General features: G+C 59.8%; 19 protein-coding genes and 1 tRNA gene. 13 read left to right on the top strand and 7 right to left on the bottom strand.

From position 1 onward, the window contains the following. Positions 1–20: 20 nt before the first annotated feature. Positions 21–3,461, bottom strand: coding sequence for a transcription-repair coupling factor (gene mfd, locus AC07V8_RS02720; RefSeq protein WP_494676764.1), 3,441 nt, complete (start codon positions 3,459–3,461; stop codon positions 21–23). Positions 3,462–3,722: 261 nt separating this feature from the next. Between mfd and ispD the strand changes: the two genes are divergently transcribed. Continuing rightward, a complete protein-coding gene (gene ispD / locus AC07V8_RS02725) occupies positions 3,723–4,421 on the top strand; it encodes a 2-C-methyl-D-erythritol 4-phosphate cytidylyltransferase (protein ID WP_494676763.1) in 699 nt (232 codons plus the stop codon). Between the two features lie 10 nt (positions 4,422–4,431). Next, the gene (gene ispF, locus AC07V8_RS02730) at positions 4,432–4,917 is read left to right on the top strand and encodes a 2-C-methyl-D-erythritol 2,4-cyclodiphosphate synthase (protein WP_494676762.1); all 486 of its coding nucleotides are present in this window, start codon (positions 4,432–4,434) and stop codon (positions 4,915–4,917) included. Positions 4,918–4,975: 58 nt separating this feature from the next. On the opposite strand, the gene AC07V8_RS02735 is transcribed toward ispF, so the two are convergent. Both AC07V8_RS02735 and ompR read right to left on the bottom strand, forming a co-directional pair. Next, the gene (locus AC07V8_RS02735) at positions 4,976–6,313 is read right to left on the bottom strand and encodes a sensor histidine kinase family protein (RefSeq protein ID WP_494676761.1); all 1,338 of its coding nucleotides are present in this window, start codon (positions 6,311–6,313) and stop codon (positions 4,976–4,978) included. Between the two features lie 54 nt (positions 6,314–6,367). Further along, complete coding sequence (gene ompR, locus AC07V8_RS02740) at positions 6,368–7,123, bottom strand: osmolarity response regulator transcription factor OmpR (RefSeq protein WP_494676760.1); 756 nt, start codon at positions 7,121–7,123, stop codon at positions 6,368–6,370. Between the two features lie 279 nt (positions 7,124–7,402). Here ompR and AC07V8_RS02745 point away from each other — a divergent pair, with 279 nt between their 5' ends. Both AC07V8_RS02745 and AC07V8_RS02750 read left to right on the top strand, forming a co-directional pair. Continuing rightward, entirely contained in the window at positions 7,403–7,585 is a 183-nt protein-coding gene (locus AC07V8_RS02745) for a hypothetical protein (RefSeq protein ID WP_494676759.1), read from the top strand. 404 nt (positions 7,586–7,989) lie between these two features. Beyond that, positions 7,990–8,391: a hypothetical protein gene (locus AC07V8_RS02750; RefSeq protein ID WP_494676758.1), complete on the top strand. Its 402-nt coding sequence runs from the start codon at positions 7,990–7,992 to the stop codon at positions 8,389–8,391. A gap of 310 nt (positions 8,392–8,701) precedes the next feature. On the opposite strand, the gene AC07V8_RS02755 is transcribed toward AC07V8_RS02750, so the two are convergent. After that, a tRNA-Arg gene (locus AC07V8_RS02755) sits at positions 8,702–8,778 on the bottom strand. Positions 8,779–9,067: 289 nt separating this feature from the next. Between AC07V8_RS02755 and AC07V8_RS02760 the strand changes: the two genes are divergently transcribed. From AC07V8_RS02760 to AC07V8_RS02780, 5 genes are all read left to right on the top strand, one after another. Continuing rightward, positions 9,068–9,610: an iron transporter gene (locus AC07V8_RS02760; protein WP_494676757.1), complete on the top strand. Its 543-nt coding sequence runs from the start codon at positions 9,068–9,070 to the stop codon at positions 9,608–9,610. A 33-nt stretch (positions 9,611–9,643) separates the two neighbouring features. Then, positions 9,644–9,979 carry a cupredoxin domain-containing protein gene (locus AC07V8_RS02765; protein WP_494677225.1) on the top strand — a complete coding sequence of 112 codons (336 nt, stop codon included), beginning with the start codon at positions 9,644–9,646 and terminating at the stop codon, positions 9,977–9,979. A gap of 91 nt (positions 9,980–10,070) precedes the next feature. After that, the gene (locus tag AC07V8_RS02770; protein ID WP_494676756.1) at positions 10,071–10,901 is read left to right on the top strand and encodes an FTR1 family iron permease; all 831 of its coding nucleotides are present in this window, start codon (positions 10,071–10,073) and stop codon (positions 10,899–10,901) included. Between the two features lie 58 nt (positions 10,902–10,959). Further along, entirely contained in the window at positions 10,960–12,312 is a 1,353-nt protein-coding gene (locus AC07V8_RS02775) for a 4Fe-4S binding protein (protein ID WP_494677224.1), read from the top strand. A 176-nt stretch (positions 12,313–12,488) separates the two neighbouring features. After that, positions 12,489–13,508, top strand: a complete 1,020-nt coding sequence (locus AC07V8_RS02780; RefSeq protein WP_494676755.1) for a bile acid:sodium symporter family protein — start codon at positions 12,489–12,491, stop codon at positions 13,506–13,508. Positions 13,509–13,564: 56 nt separating this feature from the next. Here AC07V8_RS02780 and AC07V8_RS02785 read toward each other — a convergent pair whose 3' ends face one another. The 3 genes from AC07V8_RS02785 to AC07V8_RS02795 all read right to left on the bottom strand — a co-directional run bounded on the left by AC07V8_RS02785 (position 13,565) and on the right by AC07V8_RS02795 (position 17,746). Next, positions 13,565–14,614 carry an NADP(H)-dependent aldo-keto reductase gene (locus AC07V8_RS02785; protein WP_494676754.1) on the bottom strand — a complete coding sequence of 350 codons (1,050 nt, stop codon included), beginning with the start codon at positions 14,612–14,614 and terminating at the stop codon, positions 13,565–13,567. A 158-nt stretch (positions 14,615–14,772) separates the two neighbouring features. After that, entirely contained in the window at positions 14,773–16,065 is a 1,293-nt protein-coding gene (locus tag AC07V8_RS02790) for an MFS transporter (RefSeq protein WP_494676753.1), read from the bottom strand. Positions 16,066–16,162: 97 nt separating this feature from the next. Then, complete coding sequence (locus AC07V8_RS02795) at positions 16,163–17,746, bottom strand: ABC transporter substrate-binding protein (protein WP_494676752.1); 1,584 nt, start codon at positions 17,744–17,746, stop codon at positions 16,163–16,165. 357 nt (positions 17,747–18,103) lie between these two features. Here AC07V8_RS02795 and AC07V8_RS02800 point away from each other — a divergent pair, with 357 nt between their 5' ends. The 4 genes from AC07V8_RS02800 (at position 18,104) to AC07V8_RS02815 (ending at position 22,829) form a co-directional block, all read left to right on the top strand. Then, positions 18,104–18,307 (top strand): cold-shock protein, encoded by a 204-nt coding sequence (locus tag AC07V8_RS02800; RefSeq protein WP_014005790.1) that lies wholly within the window; start codon positions 18,104–18,106, stop codon positions 18,305–18,307. A gap of 312 nt (positions 18,308–18,619) precedes the next feature. After that, positions 18,620–19,777 carry an ABC transporter substrate-binding protein gene (locus AC07V8_RS02805; protein ID WP_494676751.1) on the top strand — a complete coding sequence of 386 codons (1,158 nt, stop codon included), beginning with the start codon at positions 18,620–18,622 and terminating at the stop codon, positions 19,775–19,777. A 155-nt stretch (positions 19,778–19,932) separates the two neighbouring features. Beyond that, on the top strand, positions 19,933–20,823 hold the full coding sequence (locus AC07V8_RS02810; RefSeq protein WP_494676750.1) for a branched-chain amino acid ABC transporter permease: 891 nt from the start codon (positions 19,933–19,935) through the stop codon (positions 20,821–20,823). A 2-nt stretch (positions 20,824–20,825) separates the two neighbouring features. Next, the gene (locus AC07V8_RS02815) at positions 20,826–22,829 is read left to right on the top strand and encodes a branched-chain amino acid ABC transporter ATP-binding protein/permease (RefSeq protein WP_494676749.1); all 2,004 of its coding nucleotides are present in this window, start codon (positions 20,826–20,828) and stop codon (positions 22,827–22,829) included. Position 22,830: the final 1 nt, after the last annotated feature.

Genomic DNA, 22,830 nt, shown 5'->3' on the forward strand with positions numbered 1-22,830 from the left:
AAATAATCGGGTAAACAAACTCATCCCGCCAGGGCTTTGATGGTGGCTTTGACCTGGGTCAGGCGCGCCGCCAGGTCCGGCATGTTGACGGTAATCCGCAACTTGTCCTGGCCGTTGAGCTTGATATGGCGGTTTTTCTGGATCAGCTCGATGATGCGCATGGCGTCTATCGGCGGATTCGGCAAGAACTGCAGCAAGGCCGAGTCGGTATGGGCGTCGATCTTGACGATGCCGATGGACTTGGCGGAAATCCGCAGCCGGTGCGTTTCGATCAGCGCCTTGGCCGGATCCGGCAGCTTGCCGAAGCGGTCGATCAGTTCTTCCTGCAGGTCGTCGATCTTGTCTTGCGCGTTGCAGTTGGCCAGCCGCTTGTAGATCGACAGCCGCTCGTGGACGTCGCCGCAGTAATCGTTGGGCAACAGGGCCGGCACATGCAGGTTGATCTCGGTGGTGCTGGCGAGCGGCGCGGCCAGGTCCGGCTCCTTGCCGTTCTTCAGCGAGCGCACTGCTTCATTGAGCATGTCGGAATACAGCTGGAAACCGATCTCGTGCATCTCGCCGGACTGGTTGTCGCCCAGGACTTCGCCGGCGCCGCGGATTTCCAGGTCGTGCATGGCCAGGTAGAAGCCGCTGCCCAGTTCTTCCATTTGCTGGATCGCATCCAGGCGGCGCTGCGCCAGCTTGGTCAGGCCTTGTACGTCATGCACTAGCAGATAGGCGTAGGCCTGGTGATGCGAACGGCCGACGCGGCCGCGCAATTGATGCAGCTGCGCCAGGCCGAACTTGTCGGCGCGGTGCATGATGATGGTGTTGGCGGTCGGCACGTCGATGCCGGTTTCGATGATGGTGGTGCACAGCAGGATGTTGAAGCGCTGGGCGACGAAATCACGCATCACCTTTTCCAGGTCGCGCTCATGCATCTGGCCGTGGGCGACGGCGATGCGCGCCTCCGGCAGCAGCGCTTCCAGCATGGCCTTGCGGTTCTGGATGGTCTCCACTTCATTGTGCAGGAAGTAGACCTGGCCGCCGCGTTTCAGCTCGCGCAGGCAGGCTTCGCGGATGGTCGATTCGCCTTCGCTGCGGACGAAAGTCTTGATCGCCAGGCGCTTTTGCGGCGCCGTGGCGATGATGGAGAACTCGCGCAGGCCTTCGAGCGCCATGCCCAGCGTGCGCGGGATCGGCGTGGCGGTCAGCGTCAGTACGTCGACTTCCGAGCGCAGCGCCTTCAGTGCTTCCTTCTGGCGTACGCCGAAGCGGTGTTCCTCGTCGATGATCACCAGCCCCAGCCGGGAAAACTTGATATCGTCCGATAATAATTTATGGGTGCCGATCACGATGTCCAGCGTGCCGTCGGCCATGCCTTTGATGGCTTGCGTGATTTCCTTGCCGGAGCGGAAGCGCGACAGTTCGGCGATTTTCACCGGCCAGTCGGCGAAGCGGTCGGCAAAAGTCTGCGCATGCTGTTCCGCCAGCAGTGTGGTCGGCGCCAGGATGGCGACCTGCTTGCCGCCCAACACCGCGACAAACGCGGCGCGCAAGGCGACTTCGGTCTTGCCGAAGCCGACATCGCCGCAGATCAGGCGGTCCATCGGCTTGCCGCTGGTCATGTCCTTGATGACGGCATTGATGGCGGCGGCCTGGTCGGCGGTCTCTTCAAAGCCGAAGCTTTCGGAGAAGGCTTCGTAATCGTGCGCGGAATATTCGAAAGCGTGGCCCTGGCGCACCGCGCGCCGGGCGTACAGGTTAAGCAGTTCAGCCGCAGTATCACGCACTTGCTGGGCGGCGCGGCGCTTGGCTTTTTCCCATTGGCCGGAACCCAGCGCATGCAGCGGCGCGTCCTCCGGCGAGGCGCCGGAGTAGCGCGAAATCACATGCAGCTGCGACACCGGCACGTACAGTTTGGTGTCTTTGGCGTATTCCAGATGCAGGAATTCGGTCTCGCCTTCGCCCAGGTCCATGCTGAGCAGGCCCATGTAGCGGCCGATGCCGTGGTTGATATGCACTACGGGATCGCCGATCTTCAGTTCGGACAGGTCGCGCACCATCGATTCGACCTGGGTCGCGCCTTCCTGCTTCTTCTTGCCTATCCTGCGGCCGGAACCGGCATACAGTTCGGTTTCCGTGATGAAGGCCAGCTGCGGCAGTGCAAAGCCGGCATGCAGCGGCGCCACGCCCAGCATCAGCTTGTGTTCCGACGTGATGAAATCGGCGTAGCCGTCGCACAGGGCCAGCGGCAGGTCGTATTCATTGAAATACTGCTGCAGGGTCTCGCGGCGGCCATTGGTTTCGGCGCAGATCATGACGCGGCTGCCGCTCTGCAGCAGATAAGCGCGCAGGTTGGTCAGCGGGTCGTCGATGCGGCGGTTCACCGCGATATTCGGAATCGGCGCCGACAGGTCGGAGGCGGCGTCGCTGTGCTGGATCACCCAGCGGCCGAAAGGTTTGGCCAGGCCGAAGAAATTTTCGCCGGTCAGGAACAGGGCTTCCGGCGCCAGCAGAGGCCGCTCGCGGTCCGATTTCAGGAATTTATAGCGCGACTGGGTATCGCCCCAGAAGCGCTGTATGGCGCCGTCGATGTCGCCCACCAGGGCGAAGGTGGCGTTCTCAGGCAGGTAGTCGAACAGGGTTGCGGTATCTTCAAAGAACAGCGGCAGGTAGTACTCGATGCCGGCCGAGGCGATGCCGTTGCCGATGTCTTTGTAGATCGCCGAACGCGAGGGATCGCCTTCGAACACTTCGCGCCAGCGGCTGCGGAAGGCCGAGCGGGCCGCTTCGTCCATCGGGAATTCGCGGCCCGGCAGCAGGCGCACTTCCTTCACCGGATACAGCGAGCGCTGGGTGTCGGCATCGAAAGTGCGGATGGTTTCGATGGCGTCGCCGAACAGGTCGAGCCGGTAGGGCAGCACCGAACCCATCGGAAAAATATCGATCAGGCCGCCGCGCACCGAGTACTCGCCGGGCGACATGACCTGATTGACATGGCTGTAGCCGGCCAGCGTCAGTTGCGATTTCAGGCGTGCTTCGTCGAGCGTCTCGCCTTGCTTGAAAAAGAAGGTGTATCCGGCCAGGAAAGAGGGCGGCGCCATCCGCACCAGCGCCGTGGTGGCCGGCACCAGCAAGACGTCGCACTGGCCGCTCTGCACTTCATATAGCGTGGCGAGGCGCTCCGACACCAGGTCCTGGTGCGGCGAAAAGGCATCGTAGGGCAGGGTTTCCCAGTCCGGCAGCAAATGGCAGCGCAGGCCGTTAGGCTGCTCGCCGCTGGCCTGGAACCACGGGATTTCCGTTCGCAGGCGCTGGCCGTCGGTGGCGTCGGCCACCACCACTACCAGCATCCGCTGTTGCGGCTTGAGCGCCAGCGCTGCTTGCGCCAGGGCGTAGGCATCGGCCGAGCCGTGCAGGGCCGGCAGGGCGAAGCGCGTGGCAGGCTTGGGCAGCAAATTTTCTAGATCAAGGGACATTAGAGCCTGTTAACATGAAACGTAAGGCAAGCTGAAGCAAACGATGCCGCAACCGATGGGATGCACATGGCCTGCCGATGGTCTTGCATGGTCAAAAAAAGCCACAATACGCCTGATTTGACAGTTAAAATTCAGAGCCGCATTATAAACCACGGGCTGAATTGCCGATTTCCGCCACGGAATGCAGGCTATGCGCGGTTTTCGCCATTTATCTAAATTATTCATGACATTTCTTCAGCAACTCCAGCGAGCCCATTGCGCATGAATGCATCCTCTTATTTTGCGCTGATTCCCGCTGCCGGTGTCGGCGCCCGGCTGGGAGCGGCGCTCCCGAAACAATATATGCCGTTGGCCGGCCAGCCTATGCTGGCGCATGTCCTGACGACATTTGCTGCCGCCAGCGAGATCAGCCACGTATTCGTGGTGGTCAGCCCCGATGACGGCTATATCGCCGACCTGATGGCGGCTGCGCCGCATCTGCAGGCGCGGGTGACGGTGCTGTTCCACGGCGGCGCAAGCCGCCACGAATCGGTGCTGAACGGTTTGCAGGCGATCAAGGAACAGGTGGGCGAGGAAGACTGGGTGCTGGTGCACGACGCCGCCCGGCCCGGCCTGACCCACGGCTTGATCGCGCATCTGATCGCGACCTTGAAAGATGACCAGGTGGGCGGCTTGCTGGCGCTGCCGGTGGTCGATACCCTCAAGCGCGGCGACCACAATGCGCGCGTGGCGGAAACTGTCGAGCGCAGCGGGTTGTGGGCGGCGCAAACGCCGCAGATGTTCCGCCATGGGCTGCTGGTGCGCGCCTTGACGCTGGCGGATGCCGTCACCGACGAAGCCGGCGCGGTCGAGTTGCTGGGCCTGCGGCCGCGCCTGGTCGAAGGCAGTCCGCGCAATTTCAAGGTGACGCTGCCGCACGACGTCGCCTTGGCAGAAATGTTTTTAAAGGAGCAGGTATGAAGGAGCGGGCATGAATCAGCAGTTTCGCATCGGCCAGGGTTACGATTGCCACGCCTTGCAGGTCGGACGGCCGTTGATCATCGGCGGCGTGACGATTCCGCATAAAACCGGCCTGCTGGGCCATTCGGATGCCGACGTCCTGCTGCATGCGATCATCGACGCCTTGTTCGGCGCCGCCGCGCTAGGCGATATCGGCCGCCATTTTTCCGATACCGACGCGCAGTTTGCCGGCGCCGATTCGCGCAAGCTGCTGCGGGAAGCGGTGCGTTTGATCGGCGAAGCCGGCTATGTGGTCGGCAATATCGATTCGACCATCATCGCCCAGGCGCCGAAAATGGCGCCGCATATCCCACAGATGGTGGCCCACATCGCCGCAGATTGCGGCATCGCCGTCAGCCAGGTCAACGTCAAGGCCAAAACCAACGAGAAGCTGGGTTATCTGGGACGGGAAGAGGGCATTGCGGCGGAAGCCGTGGCCTTGCTTTTTCCACGCTAATCAAGATGTAGGGTGGGCATGCAATGCCCACGCGGGCGCCGACTACTAAAGGTCGGCTTTAGCTCAGCTGCAGTTCGATCTGGCTCGACAAGCCGCCGCCTTCGCGGTTGCTGACGCGCAGTTTTCCGCCGTGCTGCTTGACGATGCGGCTGACGATCGCCAGCCCCAGGCCGGAGCCGTTGGCCTGGCCGCGGGCGACGTCGAGGCGGGTGAACGGCCGCAGCAAGCGGTCTATTTCACTGTCGGGAATCCCGGGGCCGTGGTCGGCCAGGGTCACGATAGCCCGGTCCTGGCGCGCCTGGCAGCTGATATCGATGATGACGCAGTCGTCGCCGTCCTTCTTGCCGTAGCGGCGGGAATTTTCGATGACATTGTTCAGCACGCGGCGCAGTTCGGTCTCGTTGCCGGAGACATGGATATCCGGCGCGATCTGAGTCTGGATGCGGATATCGGACTGGCGTTCCGCCGCCTGCACCACATTCTCGATCAGTTCGCTCAGGTTGATCCGCTCGAAACTGCTGGTGTCGGTCGGCTTGGCGTAATGCAGGAACTGGCCGATGATGCCATCCATCTGCGCCAGGTCGGATTGCATGCCGCTGCGGGCGTCGTCGGACAGGTTCGCCATTTCCACTTCCAGCAGCATGCGCGCCAGCGGCGTGCGCAGGTCGTGCGAAATACCGGCCAGGATGATCGCACGGTCCGATTCGATGCGCTGCAAATCGCTGACCATCTGGTTGAAGCTGCGGTTGGCCTCTTCAATTTCGGTCGGACCGGTTTCCGGCAAGGGTTCCGGCTGCAAGCCCTTGGCCACCGCCCGGGTCGCCGCCGTCAGGCGCGACAGCGGCTGGTTGATCAGAGTGGAAATGAACATCGCGCCCAGCAGCGACAGTATCAGCGCCACGCTGGCCCACTGCAACCATTGCACGCCGGAACCGCGCTCGACCCGCTCGCGGTCCAGCACCAGCCAGTATTCATCGCCATCGATCTTGAAGCTGACCCAGAAGCCGCCGATCTCGTTGACCTTGGAAGAAAAGCGGGTCTGGTTGCCGAGCCGCGCCCGCACTTCCTTTTCCAGGTCCGGCATCAAGGAGTCGTCAACCGGCGGATCGATCTGGTCGGTGTCTTCCAGCGGATAGATGCGGATGCCCTCGTTGCTGGCCAGGTCGAACAGCAGCTCGCGCCGTAAATCGGGCGCTGAGTGGGTGAGGGCGGCGCGGGTGATGGTGACGATCGAGATGATCTGCGCCGCCAGCTGCTGCGCCCGCGGGCCGCGCTCGACGATGCGAAAGCTGGCGACCCAGGCCACCATGCTGACCGTGATCAGGAACGCCAGCATGAAAAAGGTCCGCCACAGCAGACCACTTTTGAGCCAGGCCAGGCGGTTAGTGGTTACCATGCGACCACGCGATGCAACCTCCGTTGGAGAAAAGCCATGCCGCGCAAACAGGCATCAACGCGGCTGGCCTTCCGGAATGAACACGTAGCCCAGTCCCCATACCGTTTGAATGTAAAGCGGGCTGGCCGGATCCGGCTCGATCAGCTTGCGCAGGCGCGAAATCTGCACATCGAGGCTGCGGTCGAAGACTTCATATTCGCGGCCGCGCGCCAGTTCCATCAGCTTTTCGCGCGACAGCGGTTGCCGTGCATGGCGTGCAAATACCTTGAGCACCGAAAATTCGCCGGTGGTCAGCGGAATCGATTCGCCGTTCTTTTTCAAGGTGCGGGTGCCGAGGTCGAGCACGAATTCGCCGAATTCGAAAGATTGCGGCGTTTCCGACGGCGCGCCCGGCAGTTCGTCCGGACCCTTGCGGCGCAATACAGCGCCGATGCGGGCCACCAGTTCGCGCGGGTTGAACGGCTTCGGCAGGTAATCGTCCGCTCCCATTTCCAGGCCGACGATGCGGTCCACGTCTTCGCCCTTGGCGGTCAGCATGATGATCGGCGTCTGGTCGCCGGCGCCGCGCAAACGGCGACAGATGGCCAAGCCGTCTTCGCCCGGCAGCATCAAGTCGAGCACCAGCAGGTCGTAACGCTCGCGTATCCACAACTTGTTCATGGCCTGCGCGTTCTCCGCCGTGACCACCTGGAAGCCTTGCTCCGTCAGATAGCGCCGCAGCAGATCGCGCAAGCGGATGTCGTCGTCGACCACCAGGATTTTATGTTGATGGGCAGTGGATGTTGGTGTTGGGGTGTTGATCGTATTCATGGTCATATGGTAACTTCAGAGTGCGCATCAAAAATACAGTTAGGACCCATGGATTACAAAGTGTTACAAACTTTACCAAAATCGTCTTATGGCGATAAGTCGAGGAGCTTACACTGAATTCGTGATGATTAATCTTACCCGCTATCCTGAACACACAGCAAAGAAGTCCATATGATGATGAAGTTTCGGAAAATCAGTGTTTGTTTATTGTTGCTGTCGGCAATGATGGGCGCCTCTGCACGTTCCGACCGGATGCCTGAGGAGCGTGGCGAGCGCCGCATGCCTCCTTCTCAGTATGAACCACGCCGTGGTCCTGCGCCAGATGAACAGTGGCAAGGCCGCGAGCGCAACGCCGAACCAGGCGAAGGCAATGCGCGCAACCGTATGTCGCCGGATGAGCGGCGCGCCCTGCGCCAGCAGATCGACAGGGCAGGACGCGACATCTATCCGCAGCGGCGCTGATTTCGACATGATGTGCATGCGCTGCTTGCGCAACAAAAACCGGTGATGAAAGTCGCCGGTTTTTTTATTGGCGGCCGGTTTGCGCATATCGCCATCGCTGCTTTTGTTTGATGACCTTGTACGCGAATGCGCACAATCTACATGTTCCCACACGGAAACTATCTGTGCAAGTAGCTGTCGGGGCTAAAAACCTGCGCGCCTAATTGGGCAGGGGCGACTGCAAATGTTCGTCACCTTGCATAAGTGGCGCGAAAGCCAGAGAAGCCGTTTTTTAAGCGATGATTTTTGTGCGTCTATTTTGGAAGTAATAATATGCCGCGGCAAAATGAGTCGTATCAGACGCGTATCCAGGAACGGCGAATAGGCGCAGCACAAATATCGGACGACTGAACAAGGAGGAGGGTATGTCGGCGCAGTCACGCTTGAATCTTGCTATCAAGTTGCTGTTGATTTTCATCTCGGTTTTTTCGTGCCCTTGTTTTGCTCATACGATCTATCGGGGTATCGATGACGACCATACGACGTCCGGCAAGCATGGGCTTTATGAGATTCGAGAAGAAGCGAGAAAATTTGTCGCGCGGGAGAATGCAAAAAATCTCACCAACTGGGAAGTCCTTGATCCTAATTTAAAGATAGTGGTCCCCAGATGCATCACTCCCATCAAAACAAAATGGGCCACAAAAGATCGCGGCTTATCTAGTAAAAGCGTTTGGGTAATCTGCGGGCAGACAGCAGATGTGCATTACAAAAAATGGGAAGTGTATGTGCCGGTTGCTTTGCCTCGCCGGGCAGATGCGGAGCGGTAGTTCAAATTTGATCTGGCACAGATTCTGCGGCGTGAGCGGTTGCGGTCGATCCAAAGTCGCGGGTACGGGCCTGGTCACGCGACCGATCAAAAACCGGTATGCATAAACCGGTACCGATCTGTTTTGAGCAGTGGTGACGCTCTCGGTATTTGTGGTTCAGGTTTTGAAAATTCGAGAGCTTGTGTCATTCAAGACAGCAGCTACTTGATCGTTGGCGAGGTGAGTACGATCAACTGATGATGATGGCGTAAATCGGGACATGTAAACCAGAAAGGGGTTGCAAGATTTCTCTTGCAACCCCTCGTAATACTGGTGCGGCTGGCAGGAATCGAACCCACGACCCCTTGGTTCGTAGCCAAGTACTCTATCCAGCTGAGCTACAGCCGCGAAAAACAAAATTATATACGATCTTTGTTTATTTTGGAAGAGGAAAATATTTAAAAACTTCATATTTCGCTTCGCTTGCAGAGCTAAATCTCTTTTTCTGCTTGCCCTCAACCAAGTCCGCTACTATGCCTGAACAATTGCAGAATGGGAAGCATTTTCTGCAATTGATTGCTATTTTTTTGCTGAAGCTTGCCTGCGATGCCCGGGTAATGAGGAAAATCGCCCGGTGCTATAATCAAACAATAATCATTATCATTTGTTGTTTACGTTACGAAAGAAGGTTGATCACATGAAGGTAAAAGTAATCGCGGCAGCTGTGTTGTCATCTCTTGGTATTGCCGGCGCCGCGACAGCGGCTGAGTATCCGATCGGCAAGCAGCAGATCATGAACGGCCTGGAGATTGCCGCTGTTTACCTGCAGCCGATCAAGATGGAGCCGGAAGGCATGATGCGCAAGGCGGAGCTGTCGGACATCCATGTCGAGGCGGATATCCGGGCAGTCAAAAACAATCCCAATGGCTTTGCCGAGGGCGACTGGATGCCGAACCTGGTCATCTCTTACGTATTCACCAAAGCCGGTTCGAACCAGGTGATCAAGGGCGACATGATGCCGATGGTGGCCAGCGACGGTCCGCATTACGGCGACAACGTCAAGCTGGCGGGGCCGGGCAAGTACACTCTGAAGATGATCATCTCGCCGCCGTCGGCCAATGCCGGCGCGCACTTCGGCCGTCACGTGGATAAGGAAACCGGCGTCGGCGCCTGGTTCAAGCCGTTTGAAGTGGTCAACGAATTCACCTTCGCCGGCGTCGGCAAAAAAGGCGGATATTAATCTCTCATGAATTTTCGATCGGAGAGCATGACCATGGTGTCTGCCAAAGTACGCGGCTTGCTGGGTATCGGCTTATTCTGTGCGGCAGCGGTTTCGATGGCCGCCGATTTGCCGACCTTCAAGCTGGAAATGAAGGATGGCGTATTGAGTCCGGCGCGGATCGAAGTGCCGGCCGGTAAAAAAATCAAAATCGAAATCCATAATCTCGGCAAGTCGGCGGCGGAATTTGAAAGCGTTCAGCTGCGCAAGGAAAAAGTATTGGCGCCGGGCGCGGAGTCTTTCGTGGTGATTGCGCCGCTGTCGCCGGGCGAGTACAAGTTCTTCGACGATTTCCATGCCACCGCGCAGGGCGTGATCGTCGCTAAATAGAGCCTCTATATATAGAGGCTTCGTTATTCGGATTGTAGATATTTGCGTGGCTGCGTCGAACGGCGCAACCACGACTGATTGGAGATTGGGAATGGGCCAGGTTTTATTCATCGTCTGGCGCGAAAGCGTCGAGGCTTTGCTGGTAGTGGGTATTTTGCATGCGTGGCTGAAGAACGGCGGCGCCGCGGCGCGCCGCGGCCTGCCTTATCTGTGGGGCGGCGTCGGCGTTGGCGTCCTGGGCGCGATTGGCCTCGGTGCTGCGCTGCTGGGTTTCAGCGAACTGCTGTCGGGCGATGCCCAGGATTACTTTCAGATCGTGATGGTGATCCTGGCGGCCATCTTGATCGTGCAGATGGTGTTCTGGATGCGCAAGCATGGCCGTACGCTCAAGCGCGACATGGAAACCTCGCTCAGCGAGAACATGCAAAAGGCAAGCTGGTGGGGCGTGTTCGCCTTGGCGGCATTGGCGATTGCGCGCGAGGGCAGCGAAACCGTGATTTTCCTGTACGGCCTCGGCCTGGCGCAGCAAGGCGAAACCGCCGGCGCCATGATATTGGCAACGGTGCTGGGCTTTGCGCTGGCCTTCCTGACTTTCTATCTGCTGCAGCTCGGCGGTAAAATTTTCTCCTGGCGCCGCTTCTTTCAAATCACCGAAATCATATTGTTGTTCCTGGCCGCAGGCTTGCTGCTGACCGGCATCGAACGTCTGATGTCGCTGGATATCATCCCGACGCTGATCGATCCGGTCTGGGACAGCTCCCGCCTGCTCGACGATACGACTACCTTTGGCAATCTGGTATCCACGCTGACCGGCTATCGCGCACAGCCTGCGCTGATGAGCTTGCTGGTGTATGCGGCTTACTGGGTCGGCGTCCTGCTGTTCCTGAAACGCGCCCGGCCTAAAGCAACCCCGGTGAAATGATCTGATGACTACTTGCGCAATTCCCCAAGCGACACGACTTTCCCGCACGGCTGACTGGATGCGGGACCACGCGAAGCTGATTCGCTGGGTGCAGTGGGGGATTGTGCTGGTCTACGGCTTGCTGATCCTGGTGCCGATCTTCCTGCCGTTGCCGGACGAGACCGCGCACATCTGGTCGAACCTGACCCTGATCGCGCAGTTTGCCTTCTGGGGTGTCTGGTGGCCGTTTGTGCTGATCAGCATGGTGCTGATGGGGCGTGTCTGGTGCGGTGTGCTGTGTCCGGAAGGGGCGCTGACCGAATTCGCCAGCCGTCATGGCCGCGGCAAGGCGATCCCGCACTGGATGCGCTGGGGCGGCTGGCCGTTCGTGGCCTTTGCCCTGACCACGGTTTACGGCCAGATGGTCAGCGTCTATCAATACCCCAAGGCGGTGCTGCTGGTGCTGGGCGGTTCCACCGTCGGCGCCATCATTGTCGGCTATCTGTATGGCCGCGACAAGCGCGTCTGGTGCAAGTATCTGTGCCCGGTGAACGGCGTGTTCGGCTTGCTGGCCAAGCTGGCGCCGTTCCACTACAAGGTCAATGAAACCGCCTGGCGCGCTTCCTATGGCACCCACAGCCACACGCAGGGGCGCACCGTGATTCCTGTCAACTGCGCGCCGCTGCTGCCGTTGCGAGCCATGAAGGGCGCCGCCGACTGCCATATGTGCGGCCGCTGCAGCGGTCACCGCGACGCCATCGAGCTGACCTGGCGCGCGCCGACCGAGGAAATCGTGCGCCATGGCGAGCAGCAAAACAGCCTGTGGGAAAGCGCCTTGGCGCTGTATGGCCTGATGGGGATCGCCATCGGCGCTTTCCACTGGTCGGCCAGTCCCTGGTTTGTGCAGATTAAGCAGGCCATCGCGACCTGGCTGATCGACCGCGACATCATGTGGCCTTTCGACACGCATGCGCCGTGGTGGGTGTTTACCAATTATCCGGCGCAGAACGATGTTTTCAGCTGGCTCGACGGCGGCCTGGTGATCGCCTATATCCTGACCACCGGCCTGGTGCTCGGCAGCGCGCTGAGCTTGCTGTTCGCGCTGAGCAGTCGCGTGCTCGGCAACTGGGACCGCAAGCGCTTCAATCATCTGGTGCAGGCCACCATCCCGCTGGCTGGCTGCGGCGTCTTCGTCGGCTTGTCGGCCACCACCATCAGCCTGCTGCGCGGCGAACATCTGCCGGTATTCTGGGCCAATGACTTGCGCGCGATCCTGCTGGTCGCCACCACCTTGTGGAGCGTATGGCTGGCGTGGCGTGTCACCGGCCGCTATACGCCGTCGTTGGCGCGGCGTCTGGCGAGCATGGCGCCGGTCGTCGCCAGCCTGGCGCTGGTCAATTTCGCCTGGTTGCTGATGTTCTGGCTGTGGTAAATACCCGTCGCTTCCTGATTGTTGTGCGCTTAAAACCAAAATCCCGCGCTGTTTGTCGTGCTTAATGCGTAAAATGAGCTTGTTATCCCGTCTATATTTGCTGTGCTGCCTTGCCTTCCAGGCATAGGAAGCGGCGGCGGGATGCCTTTTTTAAACTCTAGCTGACCTTCCTGATCATGGCTCGCCCCCGTTACTTGCCCGACAACTTCACGTTGTTGCTGGTTACTACCGTCCTTGTCGCCAGTCTTCTTCCCGCCAGGGGCCAGGTCGCGCTGTCTTTCAACCTGATCACCACGCTCGCCATCGGCTTGCTGTTTTTCCTGCATGGCGCCAAGCTGTCGCGCGAGGCGGTGGTGCAGGGCGCGCTGCACTGGCGCTTGCACCTGACGGTGCTGCTTGCCACCTTCGTACTGTTCCCGCTGCTTGGGCTGCTGTTGAAGCCGGCCTTGCTGCCGCTGGTGACGCCCGATCTGTATCTGGGCATCCTGTTTTTATGCACCTTGCCGTCCACCGTGCAATCTTCGATCGCCTTTACCTCGGTCGCGCGCGGCAACGTGCCGGCGGCAGTTTGCAGCGCCTCTGCCTCGAATCTGCTGGGGATTTTCCTGACGCCGGTGCTGGTCGGGCTGGTGGTGGTGGCGCACGGCCAGGGCAAGGGCTCCTTCGATTCCATCATGAACATCGTGCTGCAGCTGCTGGTGCCGTTCGTCGCCGGCCAGATTGCGCGGCGCTGGATCAGCGGCTGGATCGAAAAGCACAAGATCATCTTGAAGATCGTCGACCAGGGTTCGATCCTGCTGGTGGTGTATACCGCCTTCAGCGAAGCGGTGGTGCAGGGCTTGTGGCAGCAGCTGCCGCCGGTTTCCCTGTTGGGCTTGATGGTGGTGGTGTCGCTGCTGCTGTTCGTGATGCTGAGCATCGCGACCTTCGCCAGCCGGCGCATGGGTTTCAACAAGGAAGACGAGATCACCATTGTCTTTTGCGGATCGAAGAAAAGCCTGGCGAGCGGCGTGCCGATGGCGAAAGTCTTGTTTGCCGGCCATACCGTGGGCATGATCGTGTTGCCGCTGATGCTGTTTCACCAGATTCAGCTGATGGTGTGCGCGGTGCTGGCCAGGCGCTATGCCAGCCGGCCGGTAGAGATCGTGGCCGGCGCCCCGGGGCCGGTGTGGTCGGACGTCAGTCCGGAAGATTGATCGCTTGCCGGGGTTGGCTTGATTTGACTTAGTGTCGGCCAACCCGGCTTGCAGGCTTAGGGAGCGGGGTTAGGCTGACGCGAATGAATCGCCTCGATCTCGCGCAGGATTTCTTCATCCAGCGTCAGGTTGACGCTGTCCAGGTTGCTTTGCAGTTGCTCCAGCGTGGTGGCGCCGATGATGTTGCTGGTCAGGAAGCTGCGGCTGTTGACGAAGGCCAGCGCCATTTGCGCCGGATCCAGATTGTGCTTTTTCGCCAGCGCTACATAGTCGCCAATAACCCGGTTGACTTGCGGATTGGTGTAGCGGCTGAAGCGTTCGAACAAGGTCAGGCGGCCGCCGGCAGGGCGTGCGCCATCCAGGTATTTCCCCGACAGCACGCCGAAGGCGAGCGGCGAATAGGCCAGCAGGCCGACTTGTTCGCGGTAAGAAAATTCCGAATGGCCGATCTCGAAAGTACGGTTCAGCAGGCTGTACGGATTCTGGATGCTGACCACGCGCGGCAGGTTGAATTTTTCAGATGCACGCAAGAACTGCGCGATGCCCCATGGCGTTTCATTTGATATCCCGATATGGCGCACCTTGCCGGCCTTGATGAAGTCGGCCAGGATGGTCAGCGTTTCTTCGATCGGCACCGTATCTTCATCGGTCATGTGGTTGTAGTTCAGCGTGCCGAAGCAGTTGACGCTGCGGTCCGGCCAGTGCAACTGGTACAGGTCGACGTAGTCCGTCTGCAGCCGTTCCAGGCTGCCGTTGAGAGCTTCGGTCAGCCCTTTGCGGTCGAAATTGTTGATGCCGCCGCGCACGTGGCGCGGATTGTGCGGCTTGCGCGCAGGTCCGGTGGCTTTGGTGGCGATCATCACCTGGTCGCGCTTGCCGGATTTTTTCAGCCAGCTGCCGACATAGCGTTCGGTCAAGCCCTGGGTCTCGGCGCGCGGCGGCACCGGGTACATTTCGGCGGTGTCGATCAGGTTGACGCCGTGCGCCAGCGCCAGCTCGATCTGCGCATGCGCTTCGGCTTCGCTGTTTTGCTCGCCCCAGGTCATGGTGCCCAGTGTGATCAGGCTGACTTTCAGATTGCTGTGTCCCAGTTCACGATATTGCATTGATGCTTCCTTTGCTGCGGGCCGAATGAGAATTGAATGATGTACGAAAATGCCGGGCAGCTTGCCTGCCTGCATCGGTGGCTGTCGAGCGTAATAAGTGCGCCGCGCGCTGAGTATAGCCCCAAGTGCGTTTCACTGCAGGCCGCGGCCCGCCGGGCTTAGCCGGCCGTGGCTGCGCCGGCGGACGGCGGCTCGGGCTTGGCGGCTGCCTGCGCATGCGGATCGGCCAGCCGGTCAAGCTTGAACAAGGTAGGAAACAGCCGTATCCACAGCAGCACCACAATGATGGTGCCAACGCCACCCAGCACCACCGCTTGCACCGGTCCCAGCCAGGCCGCCGTCACGCCGGATTCGAATTCGCCCAACTGGTTGGAGGTGCCGATGAACACCGAGTTGACCGCGCTGACGCGGCCGCGCATATGGTCCGGCGTTTCCAGCTGCACAAACGAAGAGCGCACCACCACGCTGATCATGTCGGAAGCGCCAAGCACCACCAATGCCGCCAGCGACAAGGCAAACGAGCGCGACAGCGCAAACACCGCAGTCGCCAGGCCGAAGATGGCGACGGCAGTAAACATGCTGCGGCCGACCTTGCGGCTCAAGGGCCTGCGCGCCAGGAAAATGGCAGTCGACAAAGCGCCGACCGCCGGCGCCGAGCGCAGCAGGCCGAGGCCGAGCGGGCCGGTGGCCAGGATGTCGTGCGCATAGATCGGCAGCAAGGCAGTGGCGCCGCCCAGCAATACAGCGAACAAATCCAGAGAAATCGCGCCCAGGATGGCCGGCCGGCTTTTGATGAACGCGATCCCCGCGAGCACGGATTTGACAGTGGCGGGCTCGCGCCGCGGCAATACGCTTTCGATGCGGATCAGCGCCACCAGCAGGCTGGCCGCCAGGAACAGGGCGCTGCTGCTGGCATACACCGCGCTTGGCCCCAGTACATAGATAAAGCCGCCCAGCGCCGGGCCGATGATCACGGCGGTTTGCGTGGCCGACGCCGACCAGGCGATCGCGCGCGGCAGCAGGCGCGGCGGCACCAGTCCCGGCACCAGCGCCTGCAAGGTGGGCGACTCAAAGGCGCGGGTGGCGCCGATGACGAACACGATGGCGAAGATCGCTTCCTTGGTCAGCCAGCCGTTGTAACTGCCGATGGCCAGCGCGGCGGCAGCCAGGCCTTCGATGAACAGGCAGATGCGGGCAATCTTGCGGCGGTCGTAGCGGTCGGCGACATGCCCTACCACCAGCGCCAGGAACAGGGCTGGCAGAAATTGCACCAGGCCGACCATGCCAAGGTCGAAAGCGCTGTGGGTGAGTTGATAAACCTGCCAGCCGACTGCGACGATCTGCATCTGGTTGGCGACGGTGGAGGCAACGCGGGCGCCCCAGAACAGGGTGAAAGGGCGATGGCGCAAGACGGATTCGGGGTTAGGGGGTGTGCGAGCTGGGGCGGTCATTATGCGGCGGCAGTGTCGGGGAAGCAGGGCGAGGCCATAGGATATGCCGATCCCGTAAAAAAAGCCGCTAACTTCAGCGGCTTTTTGTAGCATGTGGCTATTCGGGGCGGAACTGATAGGCGAAGGTGAACTCATCCGTGCGCGGCGTGTACTTCAAGCCTTTGCGCAGGGCCCAGGTGGCGTATTGATGATAGAGCGGAATCACGGCGTAGTCGCTGAGCGCCACCACCGCACCCTGGCGGGCAAAATCCTGGCGCTGCTTCTGGTCGACGGAAGCGAGCGAGGATTGCACCAGCTGGTCGAGTTTCGGATTGCTGTACTTGCCCCAGTTCCAGGAACCCCAGCCGGTGTCGGGATTGGTGGTGCCGAGCAGGGTTCGCAGGCCGAAATCGCCAGCCAGCGTGCCCCAGCCCAGCAAGGCCGCGCTATAGTCGCCGGCGCGCGCCTTGCCGAAATAGACTGCCAGCGGCAGCGTTTCAACCTTGGCCTGGATACCGACCCGGTTGAGGAACTGCGCCACCGTCTGCACCACGCGCTCATCGTTGATGTAGCGGTTGTTGGGGCCGTGCAGCGTGATGCCGAAACCGTTCGGATAGCCGGCCGCGGCCAGCAGCTTCTTGGCGGCTTCAGGATCGTATTTTTCCACTTTCAGCGTATCGGCATAACCCAGGATGCCGGGTGCGATGATGTTCGAGGCCGGTACCGCCAGTCCTTCCAGCGTACGGTCAACCAGCGCCTGGCGGTTGATGGCCTTGGAAATCGCTTGCCGCACGCGCACGTCTTTCAGAGGATTCTTGTCCAGCGGCTTGCCGTTCTTGTCGGTGATGTCGGGCGACTTGTCGCGCGACTGGTCCAGGGTCCAGAAAAGGGTGCGCCACGAGATCTTTTGCGCCAGCGTGAATTTCGGATTGGTCTTTAGCTTGGCCAGGTCGGCCGGCGGCACGTTTTCGATAGCGTCGACTTCACCCGCCAGCAGGGCGGCCAGGCGAGCGCCGTCAGACGTCAGGATGCGGAAGGTAACTTTGTCCCAGGCCGGTTTCTCGCCCCAGTAGGCATCGTTGCGCAGCAGCTCGATGCTGTCGCCGCGCTTGAAGCTGGCGAATTTGAAGGGGCCGGTGCCGACCAGCGCCTTGCCGCTGTTGAAGTCTTCGGTGGTGGCGTTTTGCGCGGCTTTCTTGGAAACGATGAAAATTGTGCTGACATCCAGCGCCAGGGGGCCGTAAGGTGTGGCGGTTTTCAGGCGCACAGTATATGGATCGACCACCTGCTTGCCGATAATCTGCTTGGTGTAGCTGGTGAAAGGGCCGGGGCTGGTGGTCAGGGTGGCGGGGCGGTCCAGCGAAAATACAACATCTTCCGCGGTCAGTTCGGAGCCGTCGCTGAACTTGACGCCATGCCGCAGCTTGAACTCCCAGGTCAGCGGATCGATGGCTTTCCAGGATGTCGCCAAGCCGGGAATCAGCTGGCCGTTGGCATCGACATTCACCAAGGCGTCGAACAGATGCGAAGAAAGCGAGATATTCGGCGCGATATTGTTGAAATGCGGATCCAGGGTGGAGACATCGGCATATAATCCGATCTTCAGATCTGCGGCGTAGCTGGCTGCGGGACCCAGAGAGGCCAGGGCGCTCAGGCCGGCGAAAGCCAGGACAAGTACTTTCTTTCTGGAAAGCTGAAACATGCGATCTCCCAATCGGTGTGAGGTAAATAAGACTGAGCCTATTCTATGACTGGACATATAATTATCAAAACACAATAATTTCTTTTTGTTATGTGTTTTAGTTATATACAGTTATATGCGCTTTGCGCAGAAGCAGCGGGCGAAGGGGCGCAGAAGGCGGCGACGGGGAGTCGAAAAGGCAACTCTTTCTTCCGATGCAATATTTATTTACCCGGCCGGTGCTTTTAATAAAATTATCGGTTATAATGGCACATCGTTTAAGATTCGAGCTAGTAGTGCAGTATTAGTCTGTCATTTCTTTCTTGCTTCAAACGATCTAACGGGCGACAGCCCAACTTAACTGAAATAGGAAATGTAATGGCAACTGGTATCGTAAAGTGGTTCAATGATTCGAAGGGTTTTGGTTTTATTACTCCTGACGAAGGTGGTGAAGATCTGTTCGCGCACTTCTCCGCAATCAATTCTTCCGGCTTCAAGTCGCTGCAAGAGAACCAACGTGTTTCTTTCGAAGTTACTGCTGGCCCAAAGGGTAAGCAAGCTTCGAACATTCAAGCTATCTAATTTAATTAGTCGCTGAATCAGCATCGCAAAAATCCCCGGTCCGCCGGGGATTTTTTTTCGTCTGCAGCAAACGCAGGCGGCACGCTGTAATACGGGTAGATGCGCCGCGCGACATACTCTATATATTTGCCATAAGAACGTAAAGGAAGGCCGCTGTCAGGAAGCTGTAAGGGTGGCCTGAAATGCTGAAGAAGTCCGCTGTATACAGATAACATTTTTTTACAGTAAGCTGGATGATGTTTTACGTTAATCGAGTACTTCGGTATTTGTGCATGCCAGTACTTGTCTTATAAAAAATACAGAGGAGAAAGCATGAACACCATAAGCAAAGCGTGTGTGGCGGCAGCGCTGATTAGCTGGTCGCTGGCCGGCGTGGCGGCGGAACCTATCAAGATCGGCGTGAGCGGTCCTTTCACCGGCGGTTCCGCGCCGATGGGTGTTTCCATGCGCGACGGCGTCAAGCTGGCGGTAGCCGACATCAATGCCCACGGCGGCGTGCTGGGCCGGCAGCTGCAACTGGTCGAGCGCGACGATGAAGCGAAGAATGAACGCGGAGTGCAGGTTGCGCAAGAGCTGATCAACAAGGAAAAAGTGGTCGGCACGGTCGGCTTCATCAATACCGGCGTCGCCCTGGCGTCGCAGCGCTTCTACCAGGAAGCCAAGATCCCGGTCATCAACAACGTCGCTACCGGCAGCATCATCACCAAGCAGTTCGTGGCGCCGGCCCAGAAAGATAATTACGTCTTCCGCACCTCGGCCAACGACACCATCCAGTCGGCGATGATTGTCGACGAAGCGGTAGTGCGGCAGAAGCATAGCAAGGTCGCTATCCTGGCCGACTCCACCAACTACGGCCAGCTCGGCCGCGAGGACCTGGAGCGCGCCTTGGCCGCCAAAGGCATCAAGCCGGTCGCCGTTGAAAAATACAACCTGAAAGACGTCGACATGACGGCGCAGCTGCTGAAGGCCAAGCAGGGCGGCGCGGAAGTGGTGCTGACCTACGGCATCGGCCCCGAATTGGCGCAGATCGCCAACGGCATGGAAAAACTCAACTGGAAAGTGCCTCTCATCGGCAGCTGGACTTTGTCGATGGGGAATTTCATCGACAACGCCGGCAAGAACGGTGACGGCGCGCGCATGCCGCAAACCTTCATCCAGGATGGCAACACAGCCAAGCGCAAGGCCTTCATCGAAGCCTATCAGAAAGCCTACAAGATCGACCGCATGCCGTCCCCGGTGTCGGCTGCGCAAGGCTATGACTCGCTCTATCTGCTGGCGGCGGCAATCAAGCAGGCCGGCAGCACCGACGGCGTGAAAGTGCGCGAAGCCCTGGAAAACCTGAACAGCACCGTCGAAGGCGTGGTCACCAACTACACCAAGCCGTATAGCCATGACGACCACGAAGCGATCAAGCCGAATATGGTGGTGATCGGCGAAGTCAAGAATGGCCGGGTGGTATTGGCCAAGTGATAAGGAGCCGGAGCGTAATGTTATTGCGCCCCGGCGAAACATCCGTTTAAGCGACATCGGTCCAGCCTGCGCAGGTATGCAGGCTGGATTTGTTTCGTCAGACGGCAGCGTCGTTTTGCCATATCGTGGCTATCGCAGTCTCTTGGACCCATATCATGGAAATTCTGCTGCAACTCGTCTTCAGCGGCATCGCGCTAGGCATGATCTACGCGGTGATCGCTTTTGGTTATCAACTCACGTTCGCCACTTCCGGCACCCTTAATTTCGGCCAGGGCGAAGCCTTGATGCTGGGCGCGCTGGTCGGCCTCAGCCTGGTCGGCAACATCCACGGCGGCCCCTATCTGAACTACTGGCTGATGATTCCGATAGTGATCGTGTTCGGCGCGCTGCAAGGCGTGGTGGTGGAATGGATAGGCGTACGGCCCGCGCTCAAGATCAAATCGGAATTCGGCTGGATCATGTCAACCATCGCGCTGGCGATCATCTTCAAGAATGTCGCCGAAAACATCTGGGGCAAGGACGACCTGACCTTTCCTACGCCGCTGTCGGCGACGCCGTTCCAGGTGCTGGGCGCCAATGTGCAGCCGATGCAGATCGTGGTAGTGCTGGGCGCGCTGGCGATGATGCTGGCGGTGGAAATGTTCAATCGCAAATCGATTTACGGCAAGGCGGTGGTGGCCACCTCGAACGACCGCGATGCGGCTGGCCTGATGGGCATCAACACCAGCATGGTGATCACGTTTTCCTACGCGCTGTCGTCGGCCACGGCGGCTTTTGCCGGCCTGCTGGTGGCGCCGCTGACGCTGACCGGAGCAACCATGGGCACTTCGCTCGGCCTCAAGGCATTCGCGGTGGCGATCATCGGCGGCCTCACCTCCGGCATGGGCGCGATCGTCGGGGGGCTGATCCTGGGCATCGCCGAGACCCTGACCGGATTCTATATTTCCACCGGCTACAAGGAAGTGCCGGGCCTGGTGCTACTGTTGCTGGTGCTGGCGATCAAGCCGGCCGGACTGTTCGGCAAGACTGCCATCAAGAAGGTGTGAAGATGAGTAAAAAGTTATTCGCACTGTCGATCGCCGGCATCTTGCTGCTGCTGGCGTTTCCGCAAGTTATCCCGAATCCGTATTACATCCACCTGGCGGAAACCATCCTGATCTACGCCATCCTGCTGTTCGGGCTGGATATCGTGGTCGGCTATACCGGCCAGGTGTCGCTGGGCCATGCCGGCCTGTTCGGCATCGGTTCCTATACCACTGGCGTGCTGGTGTTCAAGCTGGGCTGGCCGTTCCTGATCGCCGCCCCGGCCAGCCTGGCGGTGACCGCCTTGTTCGGCGCCATCCTGGCGTTGCCGGCGCTGCGCGTGACCGGGCCTTACCTGGCCATGGTGACGCTGGCGTTCGGCACCATCATCCAGATCCTGATCAATGAAATGAGTTTCCTGACAGACGGGCCGATGGGGATCAAGCTGACCAAGCCTGAGTTCTTCGGCCACCGTCTCAGCGAAGTCGGCTATTTCTACCTGGTGGCGGCCTTGATGGTGCTGTCGCTGATCGTGATCCACCGTATCGTCAAATCGCATCTCGGGCGCGCCTTCCAGGCGCTGCGCGATAGCCCGATTGCCTCGGACTGCATGGGCGTCTCGGTGTACCGCTACAAAGTGATCGCGTTCGTGATCAGCGCCGCGCTGGCCGGCCTGGCGGGCAGCCTGTATGCCTATTCGGAAGAATATATTTCGCCGAACACCTACAACTTCGAGCTGACCATCCTGTTCCTGCTGGCGGTGATCATGGGCGGCCGCAAGAGCCGCATCGGTTCGCTGCTGGGCGCGTTGATCGTGGTCATGCTGCCGAGCCTGCTGGCCGATATCGAACTGTTCCGCCAGATCGCTACGGCGGCGGCCGTGATCGGCGTGCTGGCGAGCGCCTTCCTGCTATGGAAAAAGCGCAAGACCTTGCGCGAATTGGCGGTGCCTTTGGCCGCGACTGTCGGCATGGCGATATTTTCCTATCGGCTGGAAAACATCACCGACTGGCGCCTGACGATCTTCGGCGTGATGACGCTGTTCGTGGTGTACTACCTGCAGGACGGGATTGTCGGCTTCGCCCGCAATCTCCTTGGCCACAAAGCGACCGCAAGCGACCAGCCGGCCGGCGTTGCCGCCCAGCCTGGACAGGCTTGGGGACCTATGGTCGGCGGCAGCGCCGTCGGCAGCACGCTGCTTAGCGGCCGGAAAATCCTGATGCAGTTCGGCGGCCTCAAGGCCTTGAATGAAGTCAACCTGGATATCGTCAAAGGCAGCGTGCATGGCCTGATCGGGCCGAACGGTTCCGGCAAGAGCACCATGATGAACGTCCTCACCGGCATCTACAAGCCGACTGCCGGCATGGTCGAGTTCAACGGCAAGACGATTTCCGGCACCACGCCGGCGGCGATTGCCCTGGGCGGCGTCGCCCGCACTTTCCAGAATGTGCAGCTGTTCGGCGAAATGAGCGCCACCGAAAATGTCCTGGTCGGCCTGCATCACACCTTCCGCAGCAATGTGCTGGACGTGATCTTCCACACGCCGCGCTACCGGCGCGAAGAACAGCAGGCGCGGCAGCGCGCCGCCAGCATCCTGGAATTCGTCGGCCTCAGCGAACTGGCCGGCGAAGAGGCGCGCAACCTGCCTTACGGCAAGCAGCGCCTGCTGGAAATCGGCCGCGCGCTCGGCTTGAATCCGGAACTGCTGTTGCTGGATGAGCCGGCGGCCGGCTTGACCGCGCCGGACATCAAGGAGCTGATTGCGATCATCCACAAGATCCGCCAGCACGGCATCACGATTATCCTGATCGAACATCACATGGACGTCGTAATGTCGATTTCCGATACGGTCACAGTGCTGGATTTCGGCCAGAAAATCGCCGAAGGCAAGCCGGCGGCGGTGCAAAGCGATGCCAAGGTGATCGAAGCCTATCTCGGCGGCAGCGCCGGCGAAGATGCCGACAGCGCTGCCGCTGTAGTCGCAGCCGAGGCCGGCGCGCCATCCACTTCCAAGCCAGCGGGGTTATAAG

This window comes from Collimonas sp. GW821-FHT02H07 (assembly GCF_059421505.1).

What these genes read in the sequence shown, in the direction of transcription:
- mfd (WP_494676764.1), bottom strand. Translation starts at nt 3,461, where the DNA reads ATGTCCCTTGATCTAGAAAATTTGCTGCCCAAGCCTGCCACGCGCTTC.
- ispD (WP_494676763.1), top strand. Translation starts at nt 3,723, where the DNA reads ATGAATGCATCCTCTTATTTTGCGCTGATTCCCGCTGCCGGTGTCGGC.
- ispF (WP_494676762.1), top strand. Translation starts at nt 4,432, where the DNA reads ATGAATCAGCAGTTTCGCATCGGCCAGGGTTACGATTGCCACGCCTTG.
- AC07V8_RS02735 (WP_494676761.1), bottom strand. Translation starts at nt 6,313, where the DNA reads ATGGTAACCACTAACCGCCTGGCCTGGCTCAAAAGTGGTCTGCTGTGG.
- ompR (WP_494676760.1), bottom strand. Translation starts at nt 7,123, where the DNA reads ATGAATACGATCAACACCCCAACACCAACATCCACTGCCCATCAACAT.
- AC07V8_RS02745 (WP_494676759.1), top strand. Translation starts at nt 7,403, where the DNA reads ATGCCTCCTTCTCAGTATGAACCACGCCGTGGTCCTGCGCCAGATGAA.
- AC07V8_RS02750 (WP_494676758.1), top strand. Translation starts at nt 7,990, where the DNA reads ATGTCGGCGCAGTCACGCTTGAATCTTGCTATCAAGTTGCTGTTGATT.
- AC07V8_RS02760 (WP_494676757.1), top strand. Translation starts at nt 9,068, where the DNA reads ATGAAGGTAAAAGTAATCGCGGCAGCTGTGTTGTCATCTCTTGGTATT.
- AC07V8_RS02765 (WP_494677225.1), top strand. Translation starts at nt 9,644, where the DNA reads ATGGTGTCTGCCAAAGTACGCGGCTTGCTGGGTATCGGCTTATTCTGT.
- AC07V8_RS02770 (WP_494676756.1), top strand. Translation starts at nt 10,071, where the DNA reads ATGGGCCAGGTTTTATTCATCGTCTGGCGCGAAAGCGTCGAGGCTTTG.
- AC07V8_RS02775 (WP_494677224.1), top strand. Translation starts at nt 10,960, where the DNA reads ATGCGGGACCACGCGAAGCTGATTCGCTGGGTGCAGTGGGGGATTGTG.
- AC07V8_RS02780 (WP_494676755.1), top strand. Translation starts at nt 12,489, where the DNA reads ATGGCTCGCCCCCGTTACTTGCCCGACAACTTCACGTTGTTGCTGGTT.
- AC07V8_RS02785 (WP_494676754.1), bottom strand. Translation starts at nt 14,614, where the DNA reads ATGCAATATCGTGAACTGGGACACAGCAATCTGAAAGTCAGCCTGATC.
- AC07V8_RS02790 (WP_494676753.1), bottom strand. Translation starts at nt 16,065, where the DNA reads ATGACCGCCCCAGCTCGCACACCCCCTAACCCCGAATCCGTCTTGCGC.
- AC07V8_RS02795 (WP_494676752.1), bottom strand. Translation starts at nt 17,746, where the DNA reads ATGTTTCAGCTTTCCAGAAAGAAAGTACTTGTCCTGGCTTTCGCCGGC.
- AC07V8_RS02800 (WP_014005790.1), top strand. Translation starts at nt 18,104, where the DNA reads ATGGCAACTGGTATCGTAAAGTGGTTCAATGATTCGAAGGGTTTTGGT.
- AC07V8_RS02805 (WP_494676751.1), top strand. Translation starts at nt 18,620, where the DNA reads ATGAACACCATAAGCAAAGCGTGTGTGGCGGCAGCGCTGATTAGCTGG.
- AC07V8_RS02810 (WP_494676750.1), top strand. Translation starts at nt 19,933, where the DNA reads ATGGAAATTCTGCTGCAACTCGTCTTCAGCGGCATCGCGCTAGGCATG.
- AC07V8_RS02815 (WP_494676749.1), top strand. Translation starts at nt 20,826, where the DNA reads ATGAGTAAAAAGTTATTCGCACTGTCGATCGCCGGCATCTTGCTGCTG.